Source organism: Methylobacterium durans, assembly GCF_003173715.1.
Taxonomy (GTDB): domain Bacteria; phylum Pseudomonadota; class Alphaproteobacteria; order Rhizobiales; family Beijerinckiaceae; genus Methylobacterium; species Methylobacterium durans.
Genome location: NZ_CP029550.1, coordinates 2,027,767 through 2,054,764 on the forward strand (window position 1 = coordinate 2,027,767; position 26,998 = coordinate 2,054,764).

A 26,998-nucleotide genomic window follows, 5' to 3' on the forward strand; every position below is an offset into this window, starting at 1 on the left:
CGCGGCCTCACAGCAATCCGTAATAGGCGCTCTTCGTCACCCGCGGGCGCCCGTCGACCACGGCGTAGTCGATTCCGACGTCGAAGAGCAGGTGCGAGAGCCGCCGCCGCTCATCCCGCAGGAAGGCGACGAGGTCTTCCGGGTAGGCGAGCCGTTCGAGGGCGAGGATCAACGGGTCGATTCCGATCCGCGAGAAGTAGACGCCCTCGCACAGGCGCTTGTTGGCGACGACGACGGTGCGGCAGCCCATCAGTTCAGGCCAGAGAATCGCGTCGAGATCGAGGCCGGGCAGGTCGAGATGGGCCGAGCAGGCGGTCTTCGCGCGGATCGCCTCGCGCTCGGTGGCCGCGTCGAAGAAGCTGTAGAGGTTGTCGAAGCGCAGGCCCTCGCGGGTCAGGGCGTAGGAGAGGCCCGAGGAGACGCTGCTGCCGGGATTGCCGACGTAGACATTGATCTGGTCGAGGTCGCGCTCGCCCCGCGCCAGGGCCTCGTCGAGGTCGAGCGAGAACATGAAGTAGGGGCGCGCCTCCAGGCCGGTGAGATCCGAGTTCGCGAAGGGTGCGAGGATCGCCAGCACCCGCGCGATCGAGACCGCGCGGTCGAGCCGAGCATAGTCGTAGAAGTAGAATTCCCAGGTGGTGACGTCCCCACGCCGCTTGGCGCCCCAGACGCTGTGCCCGGGCCCGAGGCCGTCGCGCAGGGCATCGCAGATGGCGAAGAGGCGCGGATGCGCGCCGGCGCTCGCGAGGGAGTGCCAGAGCAGGGTCGATTGGCGCAGGCGGCCGGTGGTCGGCCCCAGGGGTTCGTAGTCCCACAGGCAGTAATCGGCGTAGCGGTCGCCGGGTGCGGCGAGCTCGACGCGGGCGGGATCAAGCCTCACCGCTCCGATCCTGCGGCGACGCCGGAATAGAGCGTGAGGAAGGGCCGCCCGTCCCGCCCGACGCCGCCCGCGACGTGCCCGAGGGCCTCGTCGCGGCGCTCGGCGAGGATGGCGGCGGCCTCCGCACCCGGAACTCCGAGATCGGCGAAGGCCGCAAGCAGCAGATTCTCGGCCGCACCCACGGTGAGGCCGCAGGCGTAGAGGTTGAGGTCGTAGGAGAGCCGCGGCCCCGGTGCCTCGCGGGCCTCCAGGTAGTGGGGCGCGCCGCGCCCGCTCGCCCGCGCCAGCTCGAGGAGGGCCTGCGCCACGCCGAGCACGCGGGGGCCGGCCTCGCCCCAGCCCGCCTCGCCGGCGCCGATCCGGGCGAGCCGCGCGGCGATCTCGTCGGGGCCGCGCACCCGCGGCCAGTGGTAGAGGGTGACGATCGCCGGCCCGGGCCGGAGCGGATCCCACTTGTAGGCGCGGTGGACGAGGAGCGGCTCGCCCTCCCCCTCGTCCTCGCGCGCCCAGGCGGCGTCCGTGCGGGCCGACCATTCGACGTAGAGCTTGTAGAGCGGCCCGGACGGGCCGTCCTCGTATCCGAGATGGAGGAGGTCGGCCTCCGCGATGTGGGCGGCGGCCTCGGCCCGCTCGGCAGGCCCGAGGCCGAGCTTGGCCGCGAGCCCCTTGAGAACGGGGCCGGGCTCCGGGCCGAGGCTCGTCCGGTGCAGGCTCATCAGGAAGCGGTCGGACTGGAGCGTGCCCGCGGAGGCCTTCACCGAGCGCTCGTAGCCGAAGGGCTGGCCGAGGGCGGCGACGAGGTCGGCGACGCGGGCGCCCTCCGGCGTCCGGCGCAGGGCCGCCGGCCCCGTCGCGGCGCGGTTCGCGGGCGCGAGGCGGGCGTCCGGGCGGGGAGTCTCGACGGGGCCGTGCAGCCGCTCCAGCAGGAGCGCGTGGGGCGCCATCGTCCCGGCCAGCTGCTCGGCCCGGGCCCGGATCCCGGCGAGGAACGTCCCGAGGCCGCGCGGATCCGCAAGGTCCACCGGCGCGAAGGCCCGCCGCGGGAGGAGATCGGCCCCCGCCAGCAGCCGGTAATGGTCGCTCTCGCCGAAGAGGCGCGCCTCCGGCACCGCGACCCGCCCGCCGATCTCGTAGAGGTCGAGGCGATCGGCGAGGGCGTCGGGCAGGGGCGCGCGGCGGGCCGCCGCCCAGAACGGCTCCGGACGGCGGCCGAGGGCGAAGTGCAGGGCGACCGCTCCGGACGCCTCGTCGGCGAGATCCGCCATCCGCCGCGCGTAGCCCTGGCGCAGGATCGCCACGCCCTCGCCGCGGGGCAGGTGCTCCACGAAGGCCTCCAGCGCGCAGGGGATCAGGTCGACCTCGAAGCCTCCGAGGGGACCGGACTCCCGGACGGACCCGCCGATCCCGACGACGTTGCGCAGCCAGGGCGCCCGGCGGCGGCCGGCCCGCAGGACGCGGTGGCGCACCGCACCGTCGGGACCGGCCCCGGCAAGCCCGCGAAGCGCCGCCTCGGCGTCCTCCTGGCTCGTCAGCTCCGCCCGGTAGGCGAGCGCGATCTCGGTGCGGCCCGCGAGCGGCAGCCGCTGGGTCCAGCCCTCTCGCGTGCCGGCATAGGCGGCGAAGGACGGCCGCGCGGGGTCGGGCGGCCGCGACACGCTCGCGAGCCGGTCGCAGGCCCCTGCCGCCGGATCCTCGATCCAGGCCTCGCCGAGGGTGCCGCCGATGAGGAAGGCCGCCTCGCCCGTGCAATCGACGAAGATGTCGCCGGCGATCCGCGCGCCGCCCTCGACCGCGATGGCCGCGACGTCGCCGAGCGGCCCGGTCTCGGCCGAGACCGCGCGGCCCGGCACCGCGCGCACCCCTTCCGACAGCGCGATCTCGCGGAAGAAGCGGACGAGGGCGGCGCGGTCGAGATGATAGCCGTAGCTGCCCGCCTCGGTCACCGACGAGCCGCCCGTGTCCGGCGCCGGTCCCAGGCCTGCCGCCGCCATGTGCGTCTGCGGGGCGTAATCCGCGTAAGGCCCCGCCGTGCCGCCCTCCAGCCGCTCCTTCAGCCAGGGATGGAAGATGTCGAGGCCGTCGATGCGCGGCCCGCACTCGCCGTAGGGGTGCCAGTGGCCGGCGCCCGCCTCGAACCAGTCGTCGTAGCGGTTGGCGAGCGCGTAGGTCGCGCCGCAGCGGCGCATGAAGATGGCCTCGTCGATCGCGAAGCCGCGCAGGAAGCGGGTGAAGACGGGGCGCGTCGCGAGGGCACCGGGCGCCGGCGTGCCGGCGCCAGCCACCAGGGTCACCGGCGAGCCGAGCCGGCGCAGGACGCGGCGCAGGTAGGCCGCGGACATCCAGCCGGTGAGGCCGCCCCCGACGACGACGACGACGCGCGGGGCTGAGGTGTCGGAGGACGGGCGCATCATCGCGGGATCTCGGCTGCCGCTCGCGGCATGGCGCGGGCCAGGGCGGGTAGCGCCGCGGCGAGGAGGTCGGCAAGGGGAGCCGCCGGCAGAACGAGATCCGCGCCCGGGCGCACGCGCTCCCGCTGGATCGCGTAGGTCGGCCGCAGCAGGGTCTCGTAGCGGCCGAGATAGGCGTCGAGGGCGGTGAGCAGGGGCGGTCCCGCCCGCGGATCCCGCAGCGCCTCCGCGGTGAAGCTGCGGAGCTTGCGCGCGAGCGCCACGTCGAGGGGCACGTCGAGCCAGATCAGAAGGTCGATGAAGGCGCCCGTGCCCGCGTGAGCACGCCCGAGCAGCGTGTCGAACAGCGCGATCCGGGGCTCCGCGCGCCCGAGGCGCAGGGTGCCGCCGCGGGCGCGGTCCGGCACGGCCTCGCCGCGCCTGAGGGCGGCGAGGTCGGTTGCCAGCCCCGGCAGCGGAACCTCGGCCAGAGGGGCGCCGCGTCGCAGCCAATCGGCGACCCTGTCCGGCGGCCAGTCGGTGATGCGCTCGTAGGCGTCGTAGGAGACGATCGGCGCACCGCCGAGATGGCGGCACAGCGCCTCGGTGAGGCTGGTCTTGCCGCTGCCGGGCGGTCCGGCGACGGCGACGACGAAGGCCGGCCCGCTCACGGACGCGGCCCCGGCTTGCGGGCCTCGATCAGGTGGAAGGGCGTCTCGAGCGCGACAAGGCCCGCCGTGATCTCCGAAAATCCGAGGCCCTGCAGGACCTCGCGGTAGAGATCGGCCGGGCGGAAGAAGGGCTCGAAGACGAGGTTCGGCGCGGACGCGAAATCCGCCCTCCGCCCACGCCTCGGCAGCGGCGCCCGCTCGAAGATCACGAGGCGGCCGCCCGGTTCCAGAACGGCGCCTGCGCGAATCAGCAGAGCGCGCGCCTCCTCGGGGGGCCAATCGTGCAGGACCGACTTGAAGGTCATCAGATCATGCCCCGTCGGCAGGGCATCGCGGCGCATGTCGCAAGGGTGGAAGGCGGTGCGCGCACCCTCCGCCCGGCCCGCGAGGTTCTCCCGGCCGAGCGCGCAGACCACGGGCAGGTCGACCACCGTCGCGGAAAGATGAGGGGCCCGGGCACAGGCGTGCGCCGCGAACTCGCCGCTGTTGCCGCCGAGATCGAGCAGGCGCCGATGGCGGGTCAGGTCGATTCGGTCGAGGCAGGGGCCGGCCTCGTAGCGGGTGAGGCAGGTCGTGTAGGAGACCCAGCGCCGGGTCGCGGCGAGATTCTCCGGCGTCAGGTCGAAGCAGCGGTCGTAGCGGAACAGCTCGAAGGTGCGCGAGCGCCCCATGAAGGCCGGCATGTCGCCGACGAAGGCGGGGAAGAGGGTGCGCAGATCCTCCGCCGCGGCGGCGGCGAAGGCGAGCTTCGCCTCGATCAGGTCGCGGGCCGGCAGCACCGCCCGGAAATCCGCGGCGAGCGTCACGCCCTCCGCCTGCTCCTCCAGCACGCCGGACGCGGCAAGCAGGCCGACGAGCATGGCGAGCCGCTCCGGCGGGAGCCCTGCGCGATCGGCGAGGGCGATCATCGGGAGGGGCCGCGGGCGAGACGGTCGATCAGGCCGCGATCGAGGGCGAATCCGAGGGCGCGCGCCTCGATCTCGTGTTCGAGAAACCGCTCGACAAGCGGGAAGCCTGTCTCCACCGCCGCGGGCGCCCGACGCGGCGCGTTCATCGACACCGATTCGCGAATGCTGGCGTGAGACGCTGGATCAACAAAAAATCCTCGACGCTGATCGTTCGCGCCACATTCCAATCCTGATTCGTCGGCACGGAGCACGGGGATAGCACTGATCCTGTTGCTCTGCGACACTTGCAAAGCAACATGAAGTCGATATGCAACGAAGGCAAGGCGCTCGATGACGGGCGCTTTTATTCAAGAAAGACATTGACGGTGACTTGGGCGCATCACTGTCCCGCCACGAAGCGGGGCCGGAGGCACCCCGGGTTCCGCCGCTCCGAATGGGGGACGCCGTGAGCGACACGATGGGGACCGGGGCCGACGCGAAGGCCGCCGATCAAGTCCGCGCGATCGAATGGCGCGAGGACGGGATGGCGACCCACTTCGCCAACGTGGTCAACGTCCAGGGCACCCGCGAGCAGGTCGATCTCTTCTTCGGCACGAACCGGACCTGGAACGTCGCCGAGACGGCGAACGTCGTGGTCGATCTCTCGAACCGCATCATCCTGACGCCGCTGGCCGCCAAGCGCCTGCTCTCGGTGCTCGGCGGGGTGCTCGCCGAGTACGAGTCCCGCCACGGACGCCTCGACCTCGAAGGCTGACCACACACCACTCAGCACAGGTCCGGCAGGGCGGGCGGCGAGCCATGAGCGAGCGTTTGGCGGCGGAGGTCCCATCGGCGTCCCAGGCGGACGGCCGGCTGTCGATCCTTGAGCCAGCCCTATGGCAGCGCCTCCAGACGGCCGTCACCCTGGCCGAGGCGACGCAGGCGTGGCTGACGCTCCAGGTCCGGATGCTCCCGGCAGCCTCTGACGGCTGCGTGCTGGCGCCGCAGGACCTCGCCCCCCTGGCGGTCGCGGGTGCGGAGTCGGAGGGCCTTCTGCGCGAGGCGGCGGCCACCGCCCTGCGCGAGAACCGTCCCGTGGTGCACGAGACGGAGGACGGCCCCTCGCGCGCCGCCATCGCGCTGCCCCTCCTGGCGGACGGAGCGGCCTTCGCGGTCGCGGCCTTCGCGGTCGAGACGCGGGACAGGGACGAGTTGCGCGGTGCGATCCGGCAGGTGCAATGGGGAGCCGCCTGGCTCGTCGCCAAGCAGAGCGAGGTGATCGGGCGCCGGGACCGGCAGGGGCTCGCCCGCTCCCGCGCCGCCCTCGACCTGCTCGCGGGCGTGCTGGAGCAGTCGCGCTTCCGCGGCGCCTGCATGGCCGCCGTCACCGACCTCGCCATCACCTTCTCCTGCCAGCGCGTCGCGATCGGCTTCATGCGGCGGGGCGTCGCCCGGGTCGCGGGCATCTCGCACTCGGCCCAGTTCGGCCGCGAGATGAACCTCGTGCGTCGGCTCGGCGCCTGCATGAACGAGGCGGTGGACCAGCGCAGCCTGATCCTGTTCCCGCCGCCGCCGGGCGAGGTCTTCGTCACGACGGCGCATGCCGACCTCGCCCGCCTGCAGCATGACGGGCGCGTGCTGACCGTGCCGCTGCTCGTCGACGACCGCTTCGTCGGCGCGGTCACCCTGGAGCGGCCGGGCGACCAGCCCTTCCTGCCCGAGACCGTCGAGCTGATCGCGGCGACCTGCGCGGCGATCGGCCCGGTTCTGGAGGAGAAGCGCCAGAACGACCGCTGGCTCGCGGTGAAGGCCGCCGATTCCGCGGCCGGGCTCGTGCGCCGGATCGTCGGGCCCAACCGGACCGGGCTGAAGCTCGGCCTGGCCGCGCTCGTCGCCGCCGTCGCCGCCCTTTCGCTGATAAAGGCCGATTACCGCGTCACGGCGGATGCCCGCGTCGAGGGGCTGGTGCGCCGCTCGGTCGTCGCCTCCTACGACGGTTACCTGAAGGCCGCGCAGGTCCGGGCCGGCGACACGGTGCGGAAAGGGGACCTCCTCGCGACGCTGGAGGACCGCGACCTCGCCCTGGAGCGCCTGCGCTGGGTGACGGAGCGCCAGCAGCGCACCTACGAGTACGACAAGGCCCTCGCCACCCGCCAGCCGGCCACGATCAACGTGGTCAAGAGCCAGATCGACCAGGCGGACGCGCAGATCCGCCTCATCGACGAGCAATTGGCGCGGGCGAAATTCACGGCGCCCTTCGACGGGCTGATCGTCTCGGGCGATCTCTCGCAGGCGATCGGCGGCGCGATCAGCCGCGGGCAGGTGCTGTTCGAGATCGCGCCGCTCGACGCCTACCGCGTCGTGCTGAGCGTCGACGAGCGCCTGATCGCGGATCTGCGCGAGGGCCAGACCGGCCAGATGCTCGCCTCCTCGCTGCCCGACCAGCCGCAGGCCCTGACCATCCAGACCATCACGCCGGTGGCGGAGGCGCGGAACGGCCGCAACCTGTTCCGGGTCGAAGGCCGCATCACGGACGGCTCGACCCGCCTGCGGCCGGGGATGGAGGGCATCGCCAAGGTCGATGTCGACCGGCGCCTGCTCGCCTGGATCTGGGCGCGCCCGGTGGTCGACTGGGCGCGGCTGGCGCTCTGGCACTGGTGGCCGTGAGGGGGCGATGGGGCAGTCCCTCTTCAGCCAGTCCTGGTACCGGGTCGCGGGCCTGAAGCCGCGACTGCGCCGCCATGCCGAGATCCACCGCCAGCGCTTCCGCGGCGAGGTCTGGTACATCCTGCAGGACCACCAGACCGGACGGTTCCACCGGCTCTCCCCGGCCGCGAACCTCATCGTCTGCCTGATGGACGGACGCCGGACCCTGCACGAGATCTGGGAGCAGGTGTCCCGGCGCAACGAGGACGACCCGCCGACCCAGGACGACGCGATCCGCCTGATCTCGCAGCTCCACGGGTCCGACCTCCTGCAGGGCGACCTGCCGCCGGATCTGGGCGAACTGGCCGACCGCTCGGAATCCACCGCTCGCCGCACCCTGATCGCCCGGGTGAAGAATCCGCTCGCCCTGCGCTTCCCGCTGTTCGACCCCGACGCCGCCCTCGACCGGCTGGCGCCGCTCTACCGGCCCTTCTTCACGCCCTGGGGCTTCGGCGTCTGGCTCGCGGTGCTGATCAGCGGCGCCGTCCTGGCCGTGCTCAACTGGAACCAGCTCACCGGCGACGTCGCCAACCAGATGCTCTCGGCGCAGAACGTCGCGCTGATGATGTGCCTCTACCCCGTCATCAAGGCCCTGCACGAGGCCGGCCACGCCTGCGCGGCCAAGGCCTGGGGCGGCGAGGTGCACGAGGTCGGCATCATGCTGCTCGTGCTGCTGCCGGCTCCCTACGTCGACGCCTCCTCCTCGGCCGCCTTCGCCAGCAAGTGGCAGCGGATGATGGTCGCCTCCGCCGGGATCTTCGTGGAGCTGTTCCTGGCCGCCGCCGCCGCGATCGTCTGGTCGCTTGCCGAGCCCGGCCTCGTACGGGCGGCGGCCTTCAACGTGATGGTGATCGGCAGCGTCTCGACGCTCGTCTTCAACGGAAACCCGCTGCTGCGCTTCGACGGCTACTACATCCTCGCCGACCTCATCGAGATCCCGAATCTGGGGTCCCGGGCGAACCGCTACGTCTTCTACCTGATCGAGCGCTACGTCCTGAAGATCGAGGGCGCCGAGAGCCCGGTGACGGCTCCCGGTGAGCGGGCCTGGATGACCTTCTACGCGGTGAGCGCCTTCCTCTACCGCACCACCGTCTCGCTCGCGATCGCGACCTTCGTGGCGACGCAGTACTTCATCTTCGGCGTGCTCCTGGCGATCCTCGCCGTCACCGGGATCGTGATCGACCCCCTCGTGAAGGGGATCAAGTTCATCCTGGCCGACCCGAAGCTCAACGGGCGCCGGCGCCGCGCGATCCTCGTCACCGGCGGCGCTGCGGCGGCCATCCTCGCCGTCCTCTTCGCGATCCCGCTGCCCTACGCGACGATGGCGCAGGGCGTCGTCTGGGTGCCGGACGATACGCAGCTGCGCGCCCGCACCGACGGCATCCTGACGGAGCTCCTCGTGGCACCCGGTCGGGAAACCGGGCCGGGCGAGGGGGTGGCCGTGCTGGAGGATCCGAGTCTCGACAGCCGCGTCGCCGTGCTCGAGGCGCAGCTCGCCGAACTGCGCCTGCGCTACGACGCGGCCCGCCTCGGCGACCGCGTCCAGGCCCAGATCCTCCAAGAGCAGATCGCCAGCACGCAGGAGAGTCTGCGGGTGTTCCGGGACCGCCGGGCCGACCTGACCGTGCGCGCCGAGCATGCGGGACGCCTGATCGTGCCGGGCGCCGTCGACCTACCGGGCCGCTACCTGCGCCGCGGCGAGCGCATCGGCTACGTGCTGGCCGCCGACGATCCCGTGGTGCGCGTGGTGGTGCCGCAGGCCGACGTCGACCTCATCCGCAGCCGAACCCGCGCGGTCGCGGCGCGCCTCGCCGAGGCGCCCGAGACCGTTCGCCTCGGCGCCGTCGCCCGCGAGGTGCCGGCCGCCCAGCAGGACATCCCGAGCCTCGCCCTGACAACGCAGGGCGGCGGCACCATCGCGGTCGATGCGAGCAATCCGCAGAAGCCGGTGGCGCTCCAGAGCATCTTCATCTTCGACGTGCAGCTCGCTGGCGGCCTGCCCCTCGACGTCCTCGGGGAGCGCGTCTACGTGCGCTTCGACCACGGCCACGAGGCCATCGCCTGGCGCCTGCTGCGCGGCCTGCGGCAGGTCTTCCTGAGCCAGTTCCGTGTCTGACGCCCTGCCCCTGCCCGCATCCGCCCCGGCGGGCCGGTCGCTGCCGCGAGCCCGCGCCTATGCCGAGCGCCCGAACCCGAAGGCGACGAGCCTCGATCAGGCGGTAGCGCGGATCGTCGGCCTCGCGCGGGCGGGGCTCTCCCGCGTCGGCGCCCGCCGCTACGCCCGCATCGCGGACACCGCGCTGGCCCAGGAGGAGGCCGTCGCCTCGCTCTCCCGCGAGGCGCTCGATGGGGAGATCCGGGCCGTGGCCGGCCGCTTGCGGGGGCGCGAACGCTTCCGCGACGCCGACATCGCTCGGGCCTTCGCCCTGATCCGCGAGATGTCGGGCCGGGTCAGCGGCCAGCGCCATTACGGCGTCCAGCTGATGGGGGCGGCGGCCCTCCTCGACGGGCGCATCGCCCAGATGGCCACCGGCGAGGGCAAGACTCTCACCGCGACGCTCGCCGCCGGTGCAGCGGCTCTGGCGGGCCTTCCCGTCCACGTCGTCACCGTGAACGACTACCTCGCCGAGCGGGACGCCGAGACGATGCGCCCGCTCTACGCGGCCCTCGGCCTCAGCGTCGGGATCGTCAAGGAGAAGCAGGAGCTGCCCGAGCGCGCGGCGGCCTATGCCTGCGACATCACCTACTGCACCAACAAGGATCTCGCCTTCGATTACCTGCGGGACCGCATCGCGCTGGGCCAGCGGGCGAGCGACGTCCGCCTCAAGCTCGAGAGCCTGCATGCCGGCGGCGGGCGCCTCGGGCAACTGCGCCTGCGCGGCCTGCACTTCGCGATCGTGGATGAGGCCGACAGCGTGCTGATCGACGAGGCGCGCACCCCCCTCATCATCTCGGCCGCGGCCGGCACGCAGTTCGGTCCCGAAACCCTGTCCCGGGCGATGGCGGTGGCCGCGCTCCTCGACAGCCCGCGCGACTACCTGATCGACCAGAGCGAGCGCCGCGTGCTCCTCACCGAGGCCGGCCGCGCGCGGACCGCGGATCTGGTGGCCGGGGATGGGCCGGCCTGGCGGGGCCGCGTCACTCGCGAGGAACTGGTCCGGCAGGCGCTCTCGGCCCTCCACCTGTTCCTGCGCGACGAGCACTACATCCTGCGTGAGGGCAAGGTCGTCATCGTCGACGCCAACACGGGCCGCGTCATGCCCGACCGGGCCTGGAGCGACGGCCTCCACCAGATGATCGAGCACAAGGAGGGCTGCGCCCTCTCGCAAGGCCGCTCGACGCTCGCCCGTATGACCTACCAGCGCTTCTTCAGGCGCTACCGGCGGCTCTCGGGCATGACCGGCACGACGACGGGCGTCGTCGCCGAGTTCTGGAGCGTCTACCGCCTGCCCGTCGTCCGGATCCCGACCCACCGCCCCGTGCAGCGGCGCCATCTGCCGGACGCGGTTCTGCCGGACGACGCAGCGAAGTGGCGCCACGTCACGGTGCGGATCGCGGAGCTGCACGCACGCGGCTGCCCGGTGCTCGTCGGCACCCGCTCGGTGGCGGCCTCGGCCAGGGCGAGCGCCCATCTGACGGCGGCGGCCCTGCCCCACACGGTGCTGAGCGCCGCCCAGGACGGGGCGGAGGCCGCGATCGTCGCCGAAGCCGGCCAGGCCGGCCGCATCACGATCGCGACGAACATGGCCGGGCGCGGCACCGACATCAAGCTCGGGCCGGGCGTCGCCGAAGCCGGCGGCCTCCACGTGATCATGGTCGAGCGCCAGGACGCCCGCCGGATCGACGACCAGCTCGCGGGGCGCAGTGGCCGCCAGGGCGAGCCCGGCTGCTTCCAGGCGATCCTCTCCCTCGACGATCCGCTCCTCGACGGCGACGCGATCCCGCGCGGGCTCCTCCGCCCCACCCTGGTGCTCGCCGCCTCCTTCCTCGGTGCCCGCCGGGCCGAGCGGCTCGGCAGCCTCCTGCTGCGCGGCGCACAGGGACGGACCGAACGCCTCCACGCGCGCATGCGCGCCGACCTTCTCCGCTCAGACCAGATGCAGGACCGCATCCTGGCCTTTGCCGGCCATTCCGAATGAGGACCGCACGATGACCACACCGAACGCGCCGATCCGCCGCGGCCTCCTCGCCCTCGGCCTGATCGCCGCCGCGGGCGCGGCCGAGGCGCAGGTCACCCGGGTCGACTGCGTCGTCGAGCCGGCCCAGAAGCTGAAGATCGGCAGCGCCACGGTCGGCATCCTGAAGAGCGTGCCGGTCAACCGCGGCGACACCGTCAAGGCCGGCGACGTCATCGCCCGCCTCGACGCGAGCGTGGAGGAGGCGAACGTGGCCCTCGCCCGGGCGCAGGCCGAATCCTCGGCCGGCATCGAGGCGCAGCGCACCCGCGTCGAGCTCTACAAGCGGCGCCAGGACCGGCAGAGCCAGCTCGCCAAGGGCATCGTCACGCAGGAGAAGCTCGATCAGGTCGAGGCGGATTACGAGATCGGCAAGCGCGATCTCCAGACCGAGATCCTCAAGCACGGCCTCGCCGGCATCGAGCTGCAACGGGCGCAGGCGCAGCTGGAACTGCGCCTGATCCGCAGCCCGATCACCGGCCTCGTCACCGAGCGCCTGATGTCGGCGGGCGAATTCGCCCGGCAGGACAGCGCGATCTACACCCTCGTGCAGCTCGACCCGCTCTACGTCGAAGCCTACCTGCCGGTGCCGCGCTGGGGCGAGATCAAGCTCGGTCAGGCCGCGACGGTCGACCTCGACGAGCCGATCGGCGGCAGCTACCAGGCCAAGGTCACCGTGGTCGATCACGTCTTCGACGCGGCGAGCGGCACGTTCGGCGTGCGCCTGGAGCTGCCGAACCCGGACCACAAGCTGCCGGGCGGCCAGCGCTGCAAGGTCGCCTTCCCCCTCGCTCCGGGCGGCCCGGTGGCAACGGCGCTGCCGCCCGGCGAGCGGTGAGCCCTATCGCGTCGGGGCCATGATGCCGACCTTCGCCTGCCAGCGGGCGGCATAGGCCGGGGTGACCGACAGGCCCGCCGGTGGGCTCAACCTCGGCGGCGGGTCGAGCAGCGCTTCCTCCAGGAAGGCCAGAGCGGCCTGCAGGCCGTTCAGCGTGTAAGGCTTGGCGATCACGCCGAGGACGCCCGCGTCCTCGGCGCAGCGATCGTTGTTCCCGGTTCCTCCGCCATAGAAATCGTCTCCGAACCGAGCCCGCCGCTCGTTCGCCGTCACGAAGATCACGGGGATCTGCACGGCCCGTGCGAGAGAGCGGCCGACCGCGAGGCCGGTCTCTCCGTCGCACAGGCGCAGATCGACGAGGGCCAGATCCGCCTCCAGCGTCGGGATCAGGCCCAATGCCTCGGTGCCGGACATCGCGGTCGCGACGACGCGGTGGCCAGCCCCTGCGAGCAGCGCCTCCAGCTGCATCAGAATGAGTGCCTCGTCCTCGACCACGAAGATGCGTAGAGACCGGCAGCGCGTCATGGGGAACGGACGCTCACGGTCGTGGAAGCCTCGGCCGGCATCGTCAGAATTACCCGGGTGCCGGAGTTCGATGCTCGCTCGACGGCGAGGCGGGCGCCGAGCTGCCGCGCCAGGGTGCGCATCAGCGACTGCCCGAAAGAATCCTTCGCTGCTCCGTCCTCCGGCATCCCGACACCGTCATCCTCTACGACGATCCGGATCTCGTCGTCCCGCGCGATGCGGATCGCGATGGTGCCGGGCCGGTCGCCGGCGAAGGCGTGCTTGAGGATGTTGGTCACGATCTCGTTGAGCAGCAGGGCGAGGGCCACGGACTTCTCGGCCGGGATCACCACCGCGACGAGGTCGAGCCGAACCGCGATATCGTCGCGCCCGCTGGCGCCGACGAGGTCGCCGATCAGGTCGCGCACGAAATCGGCGACGTCGTAGCGCGACACGCTCTCCGATTGGTGCAGGCGCCGATGCACGGTGCTGAGCGCCTCGACCCGCTGTAGGGTATCCATCATCGAGGCGCGCGTGGCCGGGTCGGCGATGCGCTGGCTCTGCAGGACGATCATAGCCGCGATCATCTGCAGGTTGTTCTTCACCCGATGGTCGATCTCGTGGATCAGGGTGGTCTTCACGGCGAGCGCCTCGCGGAGCGCCGCGTTCGCCGTCTCGCGCTCCCGCACCAGCCGGTACCGTTCCGTCACGTCGAGCTGGGCGGCGAAGAAGAACTGCAGCTCGCCGGTCTTGGCGTGCACCGGGTTCAGGTGGAGCGCATTGTAGAAGGTCGTGCCGTCCTTGCGATAATTGAGGAGGTCGATCTCGACGGCCCGTTCGGCACGGATCGCCTCGCGCACCCGGGCGACCGCCTTCGGGCAGGTGTCGGGCCCCTGCAGGAAGCGGCAATTGCGTCCGGTCACCTCGAAGCGCTCGTAGCCCGTCATCCGGAGGAAGGCCGGGTTCGCGAAGACGATCGGGTTGTCGTGCCGGCGCGGGTCGGTGACGATCATGGGCAACTGCGTCGTCCGGATGATCGCGCTGAACGGATCGATCTCGCCGAATTCCGTACGCGTGCGGTCCGCGAAGTGCGAGACGTCGCCGTTCCCCATGTCTCCCCCGACCGATCCCAATCTTCCCGAAGCCGGTCCAGCACCGGGATGGTCGACGCTAACGTACGCCCCAGACCAGTCAAGTCATGACTTATCCGATGGCGCCTAAATTCATACAACTGTAGATAATCCCTGTGACAACAACAAGGATAATCATGCAAAGACCATGATAGCGGCCCGAGCCGATCTTCGAAGATCGAGCGCCGCGCACCTGCGTGGTCGCGCGGTCGCGCCCGCTACCGCCCGCCTCGCCGCGACCCCATATCAGACCAGGATTTCCTGCGAGGCCTGGCCCGAGAGGAGTGATGATGTTCCTGTTCCGCAAGCGCGCCGAGATGCCGAGCCCTGCCGATGCGTTGCCCGGCCGGGCCGATCCGATCCCCACCGCCGAGACTCATTTCGTCAACGGGCGGCCGCTCAAGGGTCCCTATCCCGAGGGCCTGCAATCGATCGTCCTCGGTCTCGGCTGCTTCTGGGGCGCCGAGCGCAAGTTCTGGCAGCTGCCCGAGGGCGTCTACGTGACGGCGGTGGGCTATGCCGCCGGCTCCACGCCGAACCCGACCTACGAGGAGGTCTGCACCGGGCGGACCGGCCACAACGAGGTGGTGCTCGTCGTGTTCGATCCCGCCGTGCTGCCCCTCGAATCCCTGATCAAGACTTTCTTCGAGAGCCACGACCCGACTCAAGGGTACCGTCAGGGCAACGACGTCGGCACCCAGTACCGCTCCGGCATCTACGTCACGGAGCCGGCGCAGGAGGAGATCGCCAAGCGTGTGCGGGCGGCCTATGCCGAGGCACTGAAGGCGAAGGGCTACGGCGACGTGACCACCGAGATCCAGCCGCTGGAGTGCTTCTACTTCGCCGAAGGCTACCACCAGCAGTACCTCGCCAAGAATCCGGGTGGGTATTGCGGTCTCGGCGGCACCGGCGTCTCCTGCCCCATCGGTACGGGCGTCGCCGCCTGACGCCCCTTCCGCTCACGCTTCGTCTTGCCGGTGTCGCGCGCCCGTGCGACACCGCCCGCCACCTTTGAAGCGGGAGACAAGCGCAGATGCTGGAGCGGACGTTCGAGCGGGCTCTTTTCGCGTGCCGGTGGCTGCTCGCCCCGTTCTACGCGGCGCTGGCGATCGGGCTGTTCGTGCTCCTCGTCAAGCTCCTGCAGGAGCTCGCGCACTTCATCCTGCACGCCCTCGACTCGAACGAGTCGCAGACGATCCTCGGCGTGCTGACGCTGGTGGACCTGTCGTTCACCGCCTCGCTCCTGATCATCGTGATGTTCTCGGGCTACGAGAACTTCGTCTCGAAGTTCGACCACTCGGATCATAAGGACTGGCCCGAGTGGATGGGCACGATCGACTTCACGGGGCTGAAGCTCAAGCTGATGTCCTCGATCGTGGCGATCTCGGCGATCCAGCTCCTCAAGGCCTTCATGGACATCAAGGCCAGCTCCGACCGCGAGCTCGGCTGGCTCGTCGGCCTCCACATGGTGTTCGTGGTCTCGGGCCTCTTGATGGCGCTGACCGACCGGGTCGCGGCCGGCCATCACGACAAGTAGGGCGAGGCTCAGCGCGCCTTGAGGACGCTGCGGCAGGCCGCCGGGAGGGCGGCGAGCGTCATCGGGGGCTTCGGCTTCGGCTTCACCTTCGGCGGCTTCGGGTGGAGCACCGCGTCGCTGAACCAGTAGGCGAGCTCGTCGCCGCAGCCGTCGCCGCCGGGCGGCGGGGCCTGATCATCGCAAGCCTCCGCGCCCGCCGGGCAGGCGAGGCGGATATGGTAGTGGTAATTGTGCCCGTACATCGGGCGCACCTTGGTGAGCCAGCCGCGGTCTCCTCCCGCCTCCCGGCAGAGCGCCTTCTTGATCGCCGCGTTGACGAAGATCCGCGCCACCTCCGGCTGCTGAGCCGTGAGGCGGATCAGCCGCATATGGGCCGGCGTCCAGACCTGGGGGTCGATGTCGAGACGGTCGGAGCGGACCATGTCGGTCGCCGAGGTCTCCTCGCGCTCCAGCCGGCTCATGCGGTGACCCGGCATCGGCGTCAGCCAGACGTCGGCGTCGAGGCCGAGCTGGTGCGAGGCGTGGCCCGTCAGCATCGGGCCGCCCCGGGGCTGGGACATGTCGCCAACGAGAAGGCCGGACCAGCCGACCTTCGGCGCCTTGCCGGCGAGCCGCTCCACGAAATCGACGAGGTGGGGCGTGCCCCACATGCGGTTGCGGGAGAGGCGCATCACCTGCCACGTCGCGCCGTCGACGGGCAGCGCCTCGCCGCCGGAGAAGCAGCCCTTGGCGTAGGAGCCGTAGGGCCGGGCGGGTCCGGGCGCCGGGGTCGCCGCGCGGCCGAACAATTCCTTGGCCGGGACCGTCGGGGCGTCGGGATCCGCGAGCGGCGGCAGCGGTTTCGGGTTCACGCTGCCCTTGTCCTGGGCCGCGGCGGCGGAGGCTGACGCGAGAATCGCGAGGACGATGGCGAGGCGGGGCAAGCGCGGCTGTTTCGGCATGGGAGGCAAGCTATCCGGTCGGGCGGCCCCGCGTCGAGGGCCTGCGGGTCGCGCCGGAACGTCGCCGCGGCCCAGGGCGTTTTTCGGGCGTTTTCAACTGGGAGGAACAGACTGTGACCGATGCAACCTTGGACGACGGCCCCCGCAGCCTGATCGCCAGCGACCGGGTGATCGGCACCGACGTGCGGCGGCCGGACGGCGAGCGGGTCGGCCGCATCGAGCGCCTGATGCTCGACAAGGCATCGGGGCGCGTCGCCTACGCGGTGATGAGCTTCGGCGGGTTCCTGGGGCTCGGCGGGGGCTATCACACCCTGCCGTGGAGCGTGCTGCGCTTCGTGCCGGATTTCGACGCTTACGTGGTCGACGTGACGGAGGAGCAGCTCCGCAGTGCGCCGCCCCGCACGCCAGAGGGCACGGACCCGTCCGAGGATCGCGCCTGGGAGGAGCACGTCCACCGCTATTACAACGCGGCGCCCTACTGGGGCGTGTGAGCCGGGTTACTCCACCGGGCCGCACCAGCCGGGCAGGTAGCCGGCCTCCTGAGATTTCGCGAGGGCCATCGCCTCCTCGAGGGCCGCCGAGAAATCGGTTCGGATGCGCTTCGCCTTGACGCGGCGGCGCAGGAAGTCCGCCCACAGGAACTCGCTGAACGGCGTCGTATCCTTGGCGAAGCCCCCGGCCCGTCGCAGCTCGCCCGCGAGGCTGCGATAGGGGTCGTCGACGAGATCGGCCACCGTCTTGGGAATGTCGTCGAAGCCGACCCGCACGCCCTCCGCATCGTAGGGATGGGACCAGGCCCGATGGTCGCAGACCGTCCAGAACGCGTCCTTGTCGAGCTTGTGAAGGTCGGCCACCACGGTGACGAGCACGGTCTCGACGCCTTCGAGCTGGAGGGCGCGGCCGAGGTGGTGGTGATCGATGACGTAGTGGCGCTTCTTCGGGCCGAGCAGGGTCGGGATCATGTGGGCGCCGAGAAATTCGGCCTTCTTGTCCGTGTCGTGCTCGCGCCAGCGCCGGCGCTTCTCCTCGACCTCCCGGTAGCCGACCGTGATCTGCGTCGGGCGCAGCTCGGCGATCGGGACGGGCTTCAGGATCGGTTCGCGGATCGCCATGGCGGGCACTCGGGCTGATTGCACTGGTCGGCCCTCAGAAACACCCGCCCGCGCCCCGACGGAAGCGGGTGTCGGTCACGCTTGCGTGTTCAGCCGAGCCCGCCCATCGCGCGCACGAGCCGCCACTCGGCTTCCGTCACCGGCTGGACCGAGAGCCGCGAATTGTTGACGAGAACCATGTCCGTGAGCCCCTCCTCCGCCTTGATGGCGTCGAGGGTGACAGGACGCGGCATCGGCTCGAGTGCGCGGACGTCCACCATCCCGAAGCGCCCGCTCGCGTCGGTGTGGTCCGGGTAATAGGGCCGGATCACCTCGACGATGCCGACCACCGCCTTGCCGTCGTTCGAGTGGTAGAAGAAGCCCCGCTCGCCCACCTGCATCGCCATCATCTGCTGCTTGGCGAGGTGATTGCGCACGCCGTTCCAGTAGGTGCCGCCCTCCCCCGCCGCGACCTGCTGCTCCCAGGACCAGGTCGCAGGTTCGGATTTGAAGAGCCAGTATGCCATGGAGATTCCCCGAGACGGTCGCGGCGTGCTTACATTCTTTCGGCCAAGCCTCACAGGGTGCTGCGCGGGACGGATGGGGAGCGTTCGGCGGGTTTTCGAGGCGTCCCGACCTTGCGCTTCGGATCCGTGTCCGCGAACGTCCGCAGCCGCCTGGGCGTTCGCGTCCCGCTCCCTTCGAGACACGGACATGAGCCCATGACCCGACGCCGGTTCGTCACCCTCGACGTGTTCACGCACGAGCCCTTCGCCGGCAATCCCCTCGCAGTCGTGCTCGACGCGGACGGCCTCGACGGGGCGGCGATGCAGCGCATCGCCCGGAGTTCAACCTGTCGGAGACGGTGTTCGTGCTGCCCCCGGCAGAGGCGCGCCACCGGGCCGCCCTGCGCATCTTCACCCCGACCCGCGAATTGCCGTTCGCCGGGCACCCGACCGTGGGGACCGCGGTGCTGCTCGCCCTGGAGGACGGGCGCGCCGCCGCGGCGCTCGCCGACGCGGTGGCCTTCGGGCTTGAGGAGGGCGTCGGCATCGTGCCCTGCGTGGTCGAAGCGGGCGAGGGCCGCGGCCGCGCCCGCTTCAAGGTGCCGAGCCTGCCGGCCTTCCTCGGCGACGGGCCGGAGCCCGCCGCCCTCGCCGCCGCCCTCGGCCTCGTGGCGGGCGACATCGGCTTCTCCGCCCACCTGCCCAGCCGCCACGACGCGGGCGTACCCTTCACCTTCGTGCCGCTCGCCTCGCGCGAGCGCCTCGATGCGGCACGGGTCGAGGCCGCCGCGCTGGCCGACCTCGGCGAGGCGAGTGCGCTCTACCTCTACGCGCCGGACCCGGAAGGGCTCGGGCAGCGCTACCAGGCGCGGATGTTCGCCCCCCATCTCGGCGTGCCCGAGGACCCGGCGACGGGCTCGGCGGCGGCCGCCTTCGCGGGCGTGCTGATGCAGTTCGAGCCTCTGGGCACCGGCGAGCACGACGTCGTCATCCGCCAGGGCCTCGCCATGGGCCGCCCGAGCGAGATCGCGCTTCAACTCGACGTCGCGGAGGGAGCTCTCCGCTCGGTCGAGATCGGCGGGGCGGCCATCGTCGTCAGCGAGGGGATGCTCCTTGCTTGAGGCGGCACCGCTCGGCTTCCGCCTCTCCCGCCTGCGTAGCGTCTCGGCCCGCCTCGTGCCCTTCGATTGGGCCTGGGCCGAGGACCATGCAGAGATGATCGCGGAGAATTGGCGGCGGCGCCTCGCTGAACGGACCGGCCTGTTCGACGGGCCGGTGCTCCTCGCCTGCGGCCTCTCGATCGTGGACGGGCATTGCGAGGCGCAGCTCTTCGAGACGCGTTATTCCCGTTTCATCGCCTTCCGTGACGCCGGCTCGCCGGACGCGCGGGTGGCCAACGCCTTCGCGGCCATCGTGCCGGTGGCCCGCGACGGCTCCGTGCTCCTCGGCGAGATGGGCCCGCATACGGCGAATGGCGGTCAGATCTACTTCCCCTGCGGCACGCCCGACCGCGACGACGTGCGGGGCGAGGCCGTCGACCTCGCGGGCTCGGCCGCGCGGGAGCTGCGCGAGGAGACGGGCCTCTCCCTGCCGGACGGCCTCGCGGAGGAATGGGTCCTGCTCAAGGGCGAGGGGCAGTTCGCCTTCCTGCGGCCCGTCCCGTTCCCGGAGGATGCGGAGGACCTGCGGGCACGCATGGAGTGCCATCGCGCCGGGGAGGCCGAGCCCGAACTCGCCCGCATCGTCATTGCCCGCGGACCCGGCGACGTCGACCGGGCCCGGATGCCGGGCTTCGTGCGGGCCTTCCTCGCCGACGCCTTCGCGGATCAGCGGTAGCCGTAGCGGGTCTTGGCAGCGGCGAGCAGGCTCAGCGCCTCGCTCTCGCGGCCGGCGCCGCAGGCGGCCGAGGCGCGGGCGAGGTCGGCGCTGAAGCGGGCGCCGACCGGCGGATTGAGGTTGCCGGTGGCGACGTCGCTGTCGACCACCGCCTGGGTCCGGGCGATGTTCGGTCCGCAGCCCGGCCCGGCCGGCGGCACGGTGACGGCCGGGGGCGCCGCGGCGGTCGCGGTGACGGGCGCCGTCGCCTTCGGCTGGCAGGCGCCGGCAAGGCCGCCAAGAAATGCGACGGCGAGAAGGGTGTGGCTGAGGCGGTACGCTGTCACGGCGAGGCATCCCGGTTCGCGCCGCTGGGCCCGGACGGCCGAGCTTGGCGCTGCCGGGGGTTGTGCGCCGAGGCGCCGGGACCGGTCAATCGCCGCCGCGCATCGGGCTCCCCTACTTCGCCTTCTCGGCGATCCCCTTCAATCCGCCGTCGTAGATGCCCTCGATCACATCCTTGGCGACCGAATCCGGCACGCCCTTGGCCGAGAAGCTGCCGTTCCAGGTGACCTTCGAGCCCGATCCCTCGGGGGCGACCGCGAGGGTCGACGTGTAGTCGGAGACGGGCAGCGGGCTCTCCAGGATCGCGTAGCTGTAGGACATCACCTTGTCGTCTCGCGAGGTCTGCTCCTCGACGATCGCGCCGCCGCCCTTCAGCTTGAGGGTGCGGATCGCCTTGCCATCCTTCTCGGACGGGGTGCAGGTCTCGACCGCCGGATGCCAAGTGCCGATGCCGCAGAAATCGCCGATCGTCTGCCAGACCTTGGCGGGGGCGCCGCGATCGTGGTCGTCTTCTGCACGTCGAGCGCGAGGGCGGGCGCCGCGGTGCCGACGACGAGGGCGGCGAGGGCGAGCCGCAGGGTGTGGCGCGTCATGGGTGTCTCCATCCGAGGTGATGTGGTGGGGCGAGGCCTCGCCGGGCGAAGGAACGCCGAATCCTTGCCGGGTTCGGCGCGAAGCTAGGCGGCGCCGGCGCTTCGGCAATGGCGGAGGTGGCCCTACCCGGTCACGATCGATCGATCCTGTCTCGATCCGGAGCGGGATTGCCCGAAACGCGCTCGGAACCGCGTGTCGGGGGCCGGAGAGCGCCGGCCGGGAGCGGGCTGACCGGAACCCGGCCCTGGCGTGCCGAGCGGGCGCGGGCTAGGTGTCCCCCCTTGCGCCGAAGCGGCCGGTGCTTGGCGCGAGCCTTCTCTCGAGTCGAACGGAGTTCGTCAGTGATCCCATGGGTCCATCTCGATACCGGCGCCATACCGGGCGAGAGCGTCCCGCTGCGCCTCATGCGCCGCGGTGACGAGTACTCGATCGTGGTCGGGACGATCGAACTGATGAACAACCGGCTCCGGGGATCGGAGGAGGCGCTCGCTGCGATCACCTGCGAGCGGCTGCGCGACCGCCCGCGCGCCAGGATCCTGATCGGCGGCCTGGGCATGGGCTTCACGCTGCGCGCGGCCCTGAAGGACCTGGGGCCTGAGGCACGCGTCGTCGTCGCGGAACTGGTGCCGGCCGTGACCTCCTGGGCGCGCGGCCCGCTCGCGCACCTGTTCGGGGGCAGCCTCGACGACCCGCGCGTCGAGCTGGTGGAGGCGGACGTGAACCGTCTCATCCAGTCGGGTCCCGGCCAGTACGACGCGATCCTGCTGGACGTCGACAACGGGCCCGAGGGGATGGTGAGGCGCGAGAACGACCGCCTGTACGATTCCTGGGGCCTCAAGCGCGCCCATTACGCCCTTCGGCCGGGCGGCCTCCTGGGCGTCTGGTCGGGCGGCCCGGACCGACACTTCAAATCCCGCCTGCAACGGTCGGGCTTCTCCGTCGACGAGCTCCGCGTCCGCGCGAACGGCGGCACGAGCGGGCGGCGCCACGTGCTCTGGATCGCGGAGCGCCGGGAGGCGGGTGCGAACCCTCCAGCCCGGAAGGCGGCGCGCTGAAGCGGCCTGCGTTCGGCGCGCCTGCACCCTCGCTTGTGTTTCACCCGCGCGAAGGATACGTACGTCAACCCCCGGACCGTACCCGCCCTGACGGGCGAATCGCGTCCGCCCGTCGTGCCCCGCGAGGAGAGACGAGCCTTGGCCCGAGCCGGCTCCGCGTGCCTGACCATCCGCGCTGCCCGTGCAGCGTCGCGGTCGCGCGCGCGTCTCGTCCACCTTCTCCTTACCCGCCCCTGAGGGCCGTCCGGGCGCGCGCCTGGGCTCTCAGGGGATGCGCACCACGACGACAGGCTTGATGGCGCCGCCGACCGCTGGAGACGGGGCGCGCCGCGACAGGGTAAGCGAGACACCGATGACCACGACCCAGACCGGCTCGGCCAAGGACCGCGTTCTCATCTTCGACACGACGCTGCGCGACGGCGAGCAATGCCCCGGCGCCACCATGACGCTCGACGAGAAGCTCGCGGTGGCCGAACTCCTCGACGCGATGGGCGTCGACATCATCGAGGCGGGCTTCCCCATCGCCTCGAACGGCGATTTCGAGGCGGTGGCCGAGATCGCCCGCCGCTCGAAGCGTGCCACCATCGCGGGACTCGCCCGCGCCATCCCGGCCGATATCGCGCGGGCGGGCGAAGCGGTCGGCCACGCGCATCGCGGCCGCATCCACACCTTCGTCTCCACCTCGCCGATCCACCTCGCGCACCAGATGCGCAAGAGCCAGGACGAGGTGCTGGAGATCATCCTGAAGACGGTGGCCCAGGCGCGCGACCTCGTCGAGGACGTGGAATGGTCGGCCATGGACGCGACGCGCACGCCGATCGATTACCTCTGCCGCTGCGTCGAGGCGGCGATCCGCTCGGGCGCCACCACGATCAACCTGCCGGACACGGTGGGCTACGCCACGCCGTCCGAATACCGCGCCATGTTCGAGGCGGTGCGCTCGCGCGTGCCGAATGCCGACAAGGCCATCTTCTCGGTGCATTGCCACGACGATCTCGGCCTCGCCATCGCCAACTCGCTGGCCGGCGTCGAGGGCGGCGCGCGGCAGGTCGAGTGCACGGTCAACGGCATCGGCGAACGGGCGGGCAACGCGGCGCTGGAGGAGATCGTCATGGCGATCCGCACCCGCGGCGACGTGATGCCCTACGAGACCGGCGTCGAGTCGACGATGCTGACCCGCGCCTCGAAGCTCGTCTCCCACGCGACGAACTTCCCTGTGCAGTACAACAAGGCCATCGTCGGCCGGAACGCCTTCGCCCACGAGAGCGGCATCCACCAGGACGGGATGCTGAAGCACACCGAGACCTACGAGATCATGACCCCGGCCTCGGTCGGCGTCAGCAAGACCTCGCTGGTGATGGGCAAGCACTCGGGCCGGGCCGCCTTCCGCTCAAAGCTCGACGAGCTCGGACTGCATCTGGCCGAGAACCAGTTCCAAGACGTCTTCGATCGCTTCAAGGCGCTCGCCGACCGCAAGAAGCATGTCTACGACGAGGACATCGAGGCGCTGGTGGACGAGAACCTCGCCACCGCCCATGACCGCATCCGCCTCGTCTCGCTCTCAGTCATCGCCGGCACCCGCGGGCCGCAGCGCGCCACCATGAAGATCGACATGGACGGGCGCACCTTCACCGAGGAGGCGGACGGCAACGGCCCGGTCGACGCGGTGTTCAACTGCATCAAGGCGCTGGTCCCGCACGAGGCGCAACTCGAACTCTACCAAGTCCACGCCGTGACCGAGGGCACGGACGCGCAGGCCGAAGTCTCGGTGCGCCTCAAGGCGGGCGAGCGCTCCATGACCGCCCGCGGCGCCGACCCGGACACGCTGGTGGCCTCCGCCAAGGCCTACCTCTCGGCGCTGAACAAGCTCTCGGCGGCGGCGGTGCGCCTGCATGCCCAGCATGCGGCGGCCGAATAGAGCTCAAGAATCTTGCGGGCCGGGGGTGGACAGCCCCCGGCCCCCTTGGTATCAGCCCCACCTCGCCGCGGACTGGTGGCCCCGGCGGATCGCTGCAAAGCGATGAGGGCGCATAGCTCAGTTGGTAGAGCAGCTGACTCTTAATCAGCGGGTCCTAGGTTCGAACCCTAGTGCGCCCACCAATCTTTTCAAGGACTTAGCAGGTTAGCGGCAGGCTTGCGGACGTTTTAGGTAACGTCTCAGGTAACTTTTCGCACTGTTATAGCCCGTTGGAGGCGACTCCTCGCCGCACCTCATACGTGTGACCGTGTGACTGAGCGCGCTATGCGGCTGATCCAGTTTACATTTCACGGTCACACGAGCCGCAGGAGCATTCTGCCGCCGTGTGACCGCGCCCGGGGTTGAGCGGACATCGGTCACACGGGTCGCATGCGGAGAGGCGATGGCGTGACCGGCAACCCGTTGATATTCCGACGGTCACACGAGTCACACCGGTCACAAGGATTGGAGCAGGCAGATGCTCACGCCGTGACGGAGACGGCGCACTGTTAATCGGCCGCGGCCTCGTCGAACAGGACCGAGTAACGCACGGCGTAAGTTGCAACCGATTGGCCATCGATCTTCACGACAAAGCGATGGTTTGGGTCCGAGCGGCAAAAGAGATAGCCGCGCTCGTACAGGGCCCCAACGATTATGCGCGGATTCCCGATGCCCTGCAGCGTGTCGGCCCAGCCAGTGGTCGTGAAGCCGTACAAGTGCTCGCCATCACGCTCGAACCGGTAGCCCAGCAGATCGCGGATCGGCGGCAGCCCCGGATCGCGTTTCGCCTCCCGGAAGCGCGCCTCGCCGTGCCGCTGAATGGCTGAACGGATCGCCTGAAGAGCCGCCAGAACCTCGCCAGACCCATGGCCGCCGCGTGCGGCGCACCAACCGTTGAAGCAGACGGTTGCAGCGCGCACTGCCTCGCCCTTTGGCCAGGGAAGGCCGAGTTTCTCGCGCGCCATTTCGCCCGCGGCGGCGATCAAGGCGAAGCGCTCGGCCACTCGGATAATCTCACCATGAGGCTCGGGGCAGGCTGCCAGCAGGCGCGCCGTGATCGCCTTGATATCGGCCCGGGCAGAGTGCTCGGCCGCGGCCGGGTCGCAGGCGAGAGCCTCAACGAATGCGGGCCCTGCTGTACCGTAGATCTGCAGTGCCGATTCCTTGCTGGTCTTGGCGAACTCGGCAGGCTCCAGGCTGTGAGTGCACTCGAACAAGCCGAGACCGACCCCAGCATCCGCCGGCACGTCGGCGAGCCGCACTTGTGGCCCGGCCTTCGCCCGCCCCCAGCCTCCACAATCTTGTCGGCCAGCCCGATCTCGCCGGCCGACAGCAGCATCGCCCGCCACTCTGCCCGGGGCCGCGTGTCGGCCTCCCGCGTCGCGCGGATCTTCGAGACCCCATTGCCCAGCATGTAGATCGTCTTGGCGGCCTCGCGAGGATCGATCTCGCCGAGCTCGTCCAGCGCCAAGAGCGTGCCCGAATGCGAGCGCGCAATGCTCTCCAGCCCGTTGCCGGTGGCGCGCCACGTGTGGACGAACCCGGCCCGCCCTCCGCCACCCCAGACGCTGCCTGCAGCGACCAGGGCTGTGCTCTTGCCGGACGAGGAAGAGCCGACGAGGTGTACGCCGCCACCCTCCCACTGGAGGAGATCGTTGAGAGGGCCTGCGAACGCAGTCGAGAGCGCCAACACCAAGCGCGAGTTGGCGGTGGCGGGAGCTGCTACCTGTTTGATCCAATCCCGCAGCGTGCCGTTCGTCGCGTAGCGCGCGGCGCCGGCCTGCCCGTCGAAGACAATCGTTTCGTCGGCCGCGCTGCCGATCGTCCTGTTCGGCAGCACGAAAGCCGCACCGTGCCAGCCGGCGCTCTTCACCAGCCGCACGCGGGCTCGGCACTCTAGCTGCGCGAGTGCCTGTTTGAACAGCCTGATGCGGCCGGGGTCCTGCGCGATGATGAGCCCCGAAGCAACGAGCGGGCGCAGAGCATCGACGCCGGTCCCGAGCAGATCGGCACGCGGCACGAAGGCCCGGTGCGGGCGCCCATCGGGGTCAGTCCAGGTGAGTGCAATGGACCAGCCCTGCCCGTCCGGGTCACGCGCGAGCCCAAGCACGTAGAAAGGGCCGGAGAGTTGCAGGGCGTTCTTGTCCTCGCCGGGTTCGTACCAGAGCCCGTCGGACCTTAGGCTGTAGCCCGGCGGCCAGACGACACCGCTGTCTTGGATCGTAGTTTCCGACTCGTCCTCTGGCGAAGCGTCGCCGAAATCGTCGAGGTTGATGTACGCGGTCATGACGCGCTCCATGCAGCAGGCATGGGGATGAGGATGGTGGGCGTGGGGCTGGCGAGCTCCTTCTTCAAAGCGCGGCCATGCGCGACGTCTTCGGCGAGCAGAGGGCCGGCCCCGCGGAGGTGTTCGGTCGCAAGCCGCGAACGGATCAGCACGAGCCCGTGCCGGTCTGCCTTGAGCCAGCTGAGCGCGTCGCGCCGGATCGGCAGAGGCTCGGCTGGTTGACAGCGGAGCCGGAACTGCATGTCCTGGCCCAAGGCCCAGGCCTTATCCAACCACGTGGCGAGGCGCCCCGAGCCGGGATCCCAGGCCGCGATGTCGACGGGCTGACCGCCAAACCCGATGACCAGGATCAGCAGGGCGCGCTCGCCGCCAACCTTGACGTGGCTGCCTGTCAGTTGTGCCTCGAAGATGAAGCGCTTCTCGGCCAGCCAAGCGACGTAGCCCTTGCGAAACGGCGCATCCGGCTGATGGAGGACTTCGGGACGAACACCGTGGCTGGCGAGGCACCTCACATCAGACGGCTGCATCGGGCGACAAGTCTCGAAGGTGCCGGCGATGCGCTGCGGCGTCATCGCGCTAGTCACTGCATGTCTCCCGAGAGAGGCTGGGCCGCTCTGACGGTACGAGCGCGTGTGCTGGGTTGACAGCAGCTTGCCAGGAAATTGAGCGAGCGGCTGGTTGAGCAGGCAGAT

General features: G+C 70.9%; 25 protein-coding genes, 1 tRNA gene and 2 pseudogenes. 13 read left to right on the top strand and 15 right to left on the bottom strand.

Going from position 1 to position 26,998, the window contains the following annotated elements:
• Positions 1-7 precede the first annotated feature (7 nt).
• From DK389_RS09210 to DK389_RS34110, 5 genes are read right to left on the bottom strand one after another with little or no spacing between them, the layout of a single operon-like run.
• Positions 8-880: a hypothetical protein gene (locus DK389_RS09210; protein WP_109889022.1), complete on the bottom strand. Its 873-nt coding sequence runs from the start codon at positions 878-880 to the stop codon at positions 8-10.
• Positions 877-3,291, bottom strand: coding sequence for a tryptophan 7-halogenase (locus tag DK389_RS09215; RefSeq protein ID WP_109889024.1), 2,415 nt, complete (start codon positions 3,289-3,291; stop codon positions 877-879). Before DK389_RS09215 ends, DK389_RS09210 begins: the two co-directional genes overlap by 4 nt.
• Positions 3,288-3,938, bottom strand: a complete 651-nt coding sequence (locus tag DK389_RS09220) for an AAA family ATPase (protein WP_109889026.1) — start codon at positions 3,936-3,938, stop codon at positions 3,288-3,290. The genes DK389_RS09215 and DK389_RS09220 overlap by 4 nt, the downstream gene beginning before the upstream one ends.
• The gene (locus tag DK389_RS09225; protein WP_236960760.1) at positions 3,935-4,846 is read right to left on the bottom strand and encodes a methyltransferase; all 912 of its coding nucleotides are present in this window, start codon (positions 4,844-4,846) and stop codon (positions 3,935-3,937) included. Before DK389_RS09225 ends, DK389_RS09220 begins: the two co-directional genes overlap by 4 nt.
• Positions 4,843-4,992, bottom strand: a complete 150-nt coding sequence (locus DK389_RS34110) for a hypothetical protein (RefSeq protein WP_236960761.1) — start codon at positions 4,990-4,992, stop codon at positions 4,843-4,845. The genes DK389_RS09225 and DK389_RS34110 overlap by 4 nt, the downstream gene beginning before the upstream one ends.
• A 299-nt stretch (positions 4,993-5,291) precedes the next feature.
• On the opposite strand from DK389_RS34110, the gene DK389_RS09230 reads away from it, so the two are divergent.
• The 5 genes from DK389_RS09230 to DK389_RS09250 are packed head-to-tail and all read left to right on the top strand — an operon-like array spanning position 5,292 to position 12,544.
• Positions 5,292-5,600: a DUF3467 domain-containing protein gene (locus DK389_RS09230; protein WP_236960763.1), complete on the top strand. Its 309-nt coding sequence runs from the start codon at positions 5,292-5,294 to the stop codon at positions 5,598-5,600.
• A gap of 44 nt (positions 5,601-5,644) precedes the next feature.
• Positions 5,645-7,492 carry an efflux RND transporter periplasmic adaptor subunit gene (locus tag DK389_RS09235; RefSeq protein ID WP_109889028.1) on the top strand — a complete coding sequence of 616 codons (1,848 nt, stop codon included), beginning with the start codon at positions 5,645-5,647 and terminating at the stop codon, positions 7,490-7,492.
• A gap of 7 nt (positions 7,493-7,499) precedes the next feature.
• Complete coding sequence (locus DK389_RS09240) at positions 7,500-9,647, top strand: PqqD family peptide modification chaperone (protein WP_109889030.1); 2,148 nt, start codon at positions 7,500-7,502, stop codon at positions 9,645-9,647.
• Positions 9,640-11,670 (top strand): preprotein translocase subunit SecA, encoded by a 2,031-nt coding sequence (locus DK389_RS09245; protein WP_109889032.1) that lies wholly within the window; start codon positions 9,640-9,642, stop codon positions 11,668-11,670. Before DK389_RS09240 ends, DK389_RS09245 begins: the two co-directional genes overlap by 8 nt.
• A 10-nt stretch (positions 11,671-11,680) precedes the next feature.
• Positions 11,681-12,544 (top strand): efflux RND transporter periplasmic adaptor subunit, encoded by an 864-nt coding sequence (locus DK389_RS09250; RefSeq protein ID WP_109889034.1) that lies wholly within the window; start codon positions 11,681-11,683, stop codon positions 12,542-12,544.
• A gap of 3 nt (positions 12,545-12,547) precedes the next feature.
• On the opposite strand, the gene DK389_RS09255 is transcribed toward DK389_RS09250, so the two are convergent.
• Both DK389_RS09255 and DK389_RS09260 read right to left on the bottom strand, forming a co-directional pair.
• Positions 12,548-13,069, bottom strand: coding sequence for a response regulator (locus DK389_RS09255; RefSeq protein ID WP_109889036.1), 522 nt, complete (start codon positions 13,067-13,069; stop codon positions 12,548-12,550).
• On the bottom strand, positions 13,066-14,160 hold the full coding sequence (locus tag DK389_RS09260; RefSeq protein WP_109889038.1) for a histidine kinase dimerization/phosphoacceptor domain -containing protein: 1,095 nt from the start codon (positions 14,158-14,160) through the stop codon (positions 13,066-13,068). The genes DK389_RS09255 and DK389_RS09260 overlap by 4 nt, the downstream gene beginning before the upstream one ends.
• A gap of 308 nt (positions 14,161-14,468) precedes the next feature.
• Here DK389_RS09260 and msrA point away from each other — a divergent pair, with 308 nt between their 5' ends.
• On the top strand, positions 14,469-15,125 hold the full coding sequence (gene msrA / locus DK389_RS09265; protein WP_109896197.1) for a peptide-methionine (S)-S-oxide reductase MsrA: 657 nt from the start codon (positions 14,469-14,471) through the stop codon (positions 15,123-15,125).
• A gap of 86 nt (positions 15,126-15,211) precedes the next feature.
• A complete protein-coding gene (locus DK389_RS09270) occupies positions 15,212-15,715 on the top strand; it encodes a TIGR00645 family protein (RefSeq protein ID WP_109889039.1) in 504 nt (167 codons plus the stop codon).
• Between the two features lie 8 nt (positions 15,716-15,723).
• On the opposite strand, the gene mepA is transcribed toward DK389_RS09270, so the two are convergent.
• On the bottom strand, positions 15,724-16,656 hold the full coding sequence (gene mepA, locus DK389_RS09275; RefSeq protein WP_109889041.1) for a penicillin-insensitive murein endopeptidase: 933 nt from the start codon (positions 16,654-16,656) through the stop codon (positions 15,724-15,726).
• A 113-nt stretch (positions 16,657-16,769) separates the two neighbouring features.
• On the opposite strand from mepA, the gene DK389_RS09280 reads away from it, so the two are divergent.
• Positions 16,770-17,147 carry a PRC-barrel domain-containing protein gene (locus DK389_RS09280; RefSeq protein ID WP_109889043.1) on the top strand — a complete coding sequence of 126 codons (378 nt, stop codon included), beginning with the start codon at positions 16,770-16,772 and terminating at the stop codon, positions 17,145-17,147.
• 6 nt (positions 17,148-17,153) lie between these two features.
• Here the strand turns inward: DK389_RS09280 and DK389_RS09285 are convergent, their stop codons facing one another.
• The gene (locus tag DK389_RS09285) at positions 17,154-17,768 is read right to left on the bottom strand and encodes a ParB-like protein (protein ID WP_109889045.1); all 615 of its coding nucleotides are present in this window, start codon (positions 17,766-17,768) and stop codon (positions 17,154-17,156) included.
• An 89-nt stretch (positions 17,769-17,857) separates the two neighbouring features.
• Complete coding sequence (locus DK389_RS09290; protein WP_109889047.1) at positions 17,858-18,274, bottom strand: EVE domain-containing protein; 417 nt, start codon at positions 18,272-18,274, stop codon at positions 17,858-17,860.
• A 195-nt stretch (positions 18,275-18,469) separates the two neighbouring features.
• Between DK389_RS09290 and DK389_RS09295 the strand changes: the two are divergent.
• Together DK389_RS09295 and DK389_RS09300 are read left to right on the top strand one after the other, a co-directional pair.
• Positions 18,470-19,374: pseudogene (locus DK389_RS09295) on the top strand (PhzF family phenazine biosynthesis protein).
• Entirely contained in the window at positions 19,367-20,089 is a 723-nt protein-coding gene (locus DK389_RS09300) for an NUDIX hydrolase (RefSeq protein WP_109889049.1), read from the top strand. Before DK389_RS09295 ends, DK389_RS09300 begins: the two are co-directional and overlap by 8 nt.
• Here the strand turns inward: DK389_RS09300 and DK389_RS09305 are convergent.
• Both DK389_RS09305 and DK389_RS09310 read right to left on the bottom strand, forming a co-directional pair.
• Entirely contained in the window at positions 20,080-20,415 is a 336-nt protein-coding gene (locus tag DK389_RS09305; RefSeq protein ID WP_109889051.1) for a hypothetical protein, read from the bottom strand. The genes DK389_RS09300 and DK389_RS09305 overlap by 10 nt on opposite strands.
• 112 nt (positions 20,416-20,527) lie before the next feature.
• Positions 20,528-21,006, bottom strand: a pseudogene (locus DK389_RS09310) (SRPBCC family protein).
• Positions 21,007-21,348: 342 nt separating this feature from the next.
• Between DK389_RS09310 and DK389_RS09315 the strand changes: the two are divergent.
• The 3 genes from DK389_RS09315 to DK389_RS09325 all read left to right on the top strand — a co-directional run bounded on the left by DK389_RS09315 (position 21,349) and on the right by DK389_RS09325 (position 24,162).
• Positions 21,349-22,062, top strand: coding sequence for a spermidine synthase (locus DK389_RS09315; protein ID WP_109889053.1), 714 nt, complete (start codon positions 21,349-21,351; stop codon positions 22,060-22,062).
• 352 nt (positions 22,063-22,414) lie between these two features.
• Positions 22,415-23,980, top strand: coding sequence for a 2-isopropylmalate synthase (locus DK389_RS09320; RefSeq protein ID WP_109889055.1), 1,566 nt, complete (start codon positions 22,415-22,417; stop codon positions 23,978-23,980).
• Positions 23,981-24,086: 106 nt separating this feature from the next.
• Positions 24,087-24,162, top strand: a tRNA-Lys gene (locus DK389_RS09325).
• A 366-nt stretch (positions 24,163-24,528) separates the two neighbouring features.
• Here DK389_RS09325 and DK389_RS09330 read toward each other — a convergent pair.
• Genes DK389_RS09330 through DK389_RS09340 form a run of 3 tightly spaced genes read right to left on the bottom strand, consistent with a single transcriptional unit; the run spans position 24,529 to position 26,878 of the window.
• Positions 24,529-25,023 carry a hypothetical protein gene (locus DK389_RS09330; RefSeq protein WP_109889057.1) on the bottom strand — a complete coding sequence of 165 codons (495 nt, stop codon included), beginning with the start codon at positions 25,021-25,023 and terminating at the stop codon, positions 24,529-24,531.
• Positions 25,002-26,306, bottom strand: a complete 1,305-nt coding sequence (locus DK389_RS09335; RefSeq protein ID WP_162560584.1) for a DUF927 domain-containing protein — start codon at positions 26,304-26,306, stop codon at positions 25,002-25,004. Before DK389_RS09335 ends, DK389_RS09330 begins: the two co-directional genes overlap by 22 nt.
• Entirely contained in the window at positions 26,303-26,878 is a 576-nt protein-coding gene (locus DK389_RS09340) for a hypothetical protein (RefSeq protein ID WP_162560585.1), read from the bottom strand. Before DK389_RS09340 ends, DK389_RS09335 begins: the two co-directional genes overlap by 4 nt.
• Between the last annotated feature and the right edge of the window lie 120 nt (positions 26,879-26,998).

What these genes read in the sequence shown, in the direction of transcription:
- DK389_RS09215 (WP_109889024.1), bottom strand. Translation starts at nt 3,291, where the DNA reads ATGATGCGCCCGTCCTCCGACACCTCAGCCCCGCGCGTCGTCGTCGTC.
- DK389_RS09225 (WP_236960760.1), bottom strand. Translation starts at nt 4,846, where the DNA reads ATGATCGCCCTCGCCGATCGCGCAGGGCTCCCGCCGGAGCGGCTCGCC.
- DK389_RS34110 (WP_236960761.1), bottom strand. Translation starts at nt 4,992, where the DNA reads ATGAACGCGCCGCGTCGGGCGCCCGCGGCGGTGGAGACAGGCTTCCCG.
- DK389_RS09235 (WP_109889028.1), top strand. Translation starts at nt 5,645, where the DNA reads ATGAGCGAGCGTTTGGCGGCGGAGGTCCCATCGGCGTCCCAGGCGGAC.
- DK389_RS09240 (WP_109889030.1), top strand. Translation starts at nt 7,500, where the DNA reads ATGGGGCAGTCCCTCTTCAGCCAGTCCTGGTACCGGGTCGCGGGCCTG.
- DK389_RS09250 (WP_109889034.1), top strand. Translation starts at nt 11,681, where the DNA reads ATGACCACACCGAACGCGCCGATCCGCCGCGGCCTCCTCGCCCTCGGC.
- DK389_RS09255 (WP_109889036.1), bottom strand. Translation starts at nt 13,069, where the DNA reads ATGACGCGCTGCCGGTCTCTACGCATCTTCGTGGTCGAGGACGAGGCA.
- DK389_RS09260 (WP_109889038.1), bottom strand. Translation starts at nt 14,160, where the DNA reads ATGGGGAACGGCGACGTCTCGCACTTCGCGGACCGCACGCGTACGGAA.
- msrA (WP_109896197.1), top strand. Translation starts at nt 14,469, where the DNA reads ATGTTCCTGTTCCGCAAGCGCGCCGAGATGCCGAGCCCTGCCGATGCG.
- DK389_RS09270 (WP_109889039.1), top strand. Translation starts at nt 15,212, where the DNA reads ATGCTGGAGCGGACGTTCGAGCGGGCTCTTTTCGCGTGCCGGTGGCTG.
- mepA (WP_109889041.1), bottom strand. Translation starts at nt 16,656, where the DNA reads ATGCCGAAACAGCCGCGCTTGCCCCGCCTCGCCATCGTCCTCGCGATT.
- DK389_RS09285 (WP_109889045.1), bottom strand. Translation starts at nt 17,768, where the DNA reads ATGGCGATCCGCGAACCGATCCTGAAGCCCGTCCCGATCGCCGAGCTG.
- DK389_RS09290 (WP_109889047.1), bottom strand. Translation starts at nt 18,274, where the DNA reads ATGGCATACTGGCTCTTCAAATCCGAACCTGCGACCTGGTCCTGGGAG.
- DK389_RS09320 (WP_109889055.1), top strand. Translation starts at nt 22,415, where the DNA reads ATGACCACGACCCAGACCGGCTCGGCCAAGGACCGCGTTCTCATCTTC.
- DK389_RS09335 (WP_162560584.1), bottom strand. Translation starts at nt 26,306, where the DNA reads ATGACCGCGTACATCAACCTCGACGATTTCGGCGACGCTTCGCCAGAG.
- DK389_RS09340 (WP_162560585.1), bottom strand. Translation starts at nt 26,878, where the DNA reads ATGACGCCGCAGCGCATCGCCGGCACCTTCGAGACTTGTCGCCCGATG.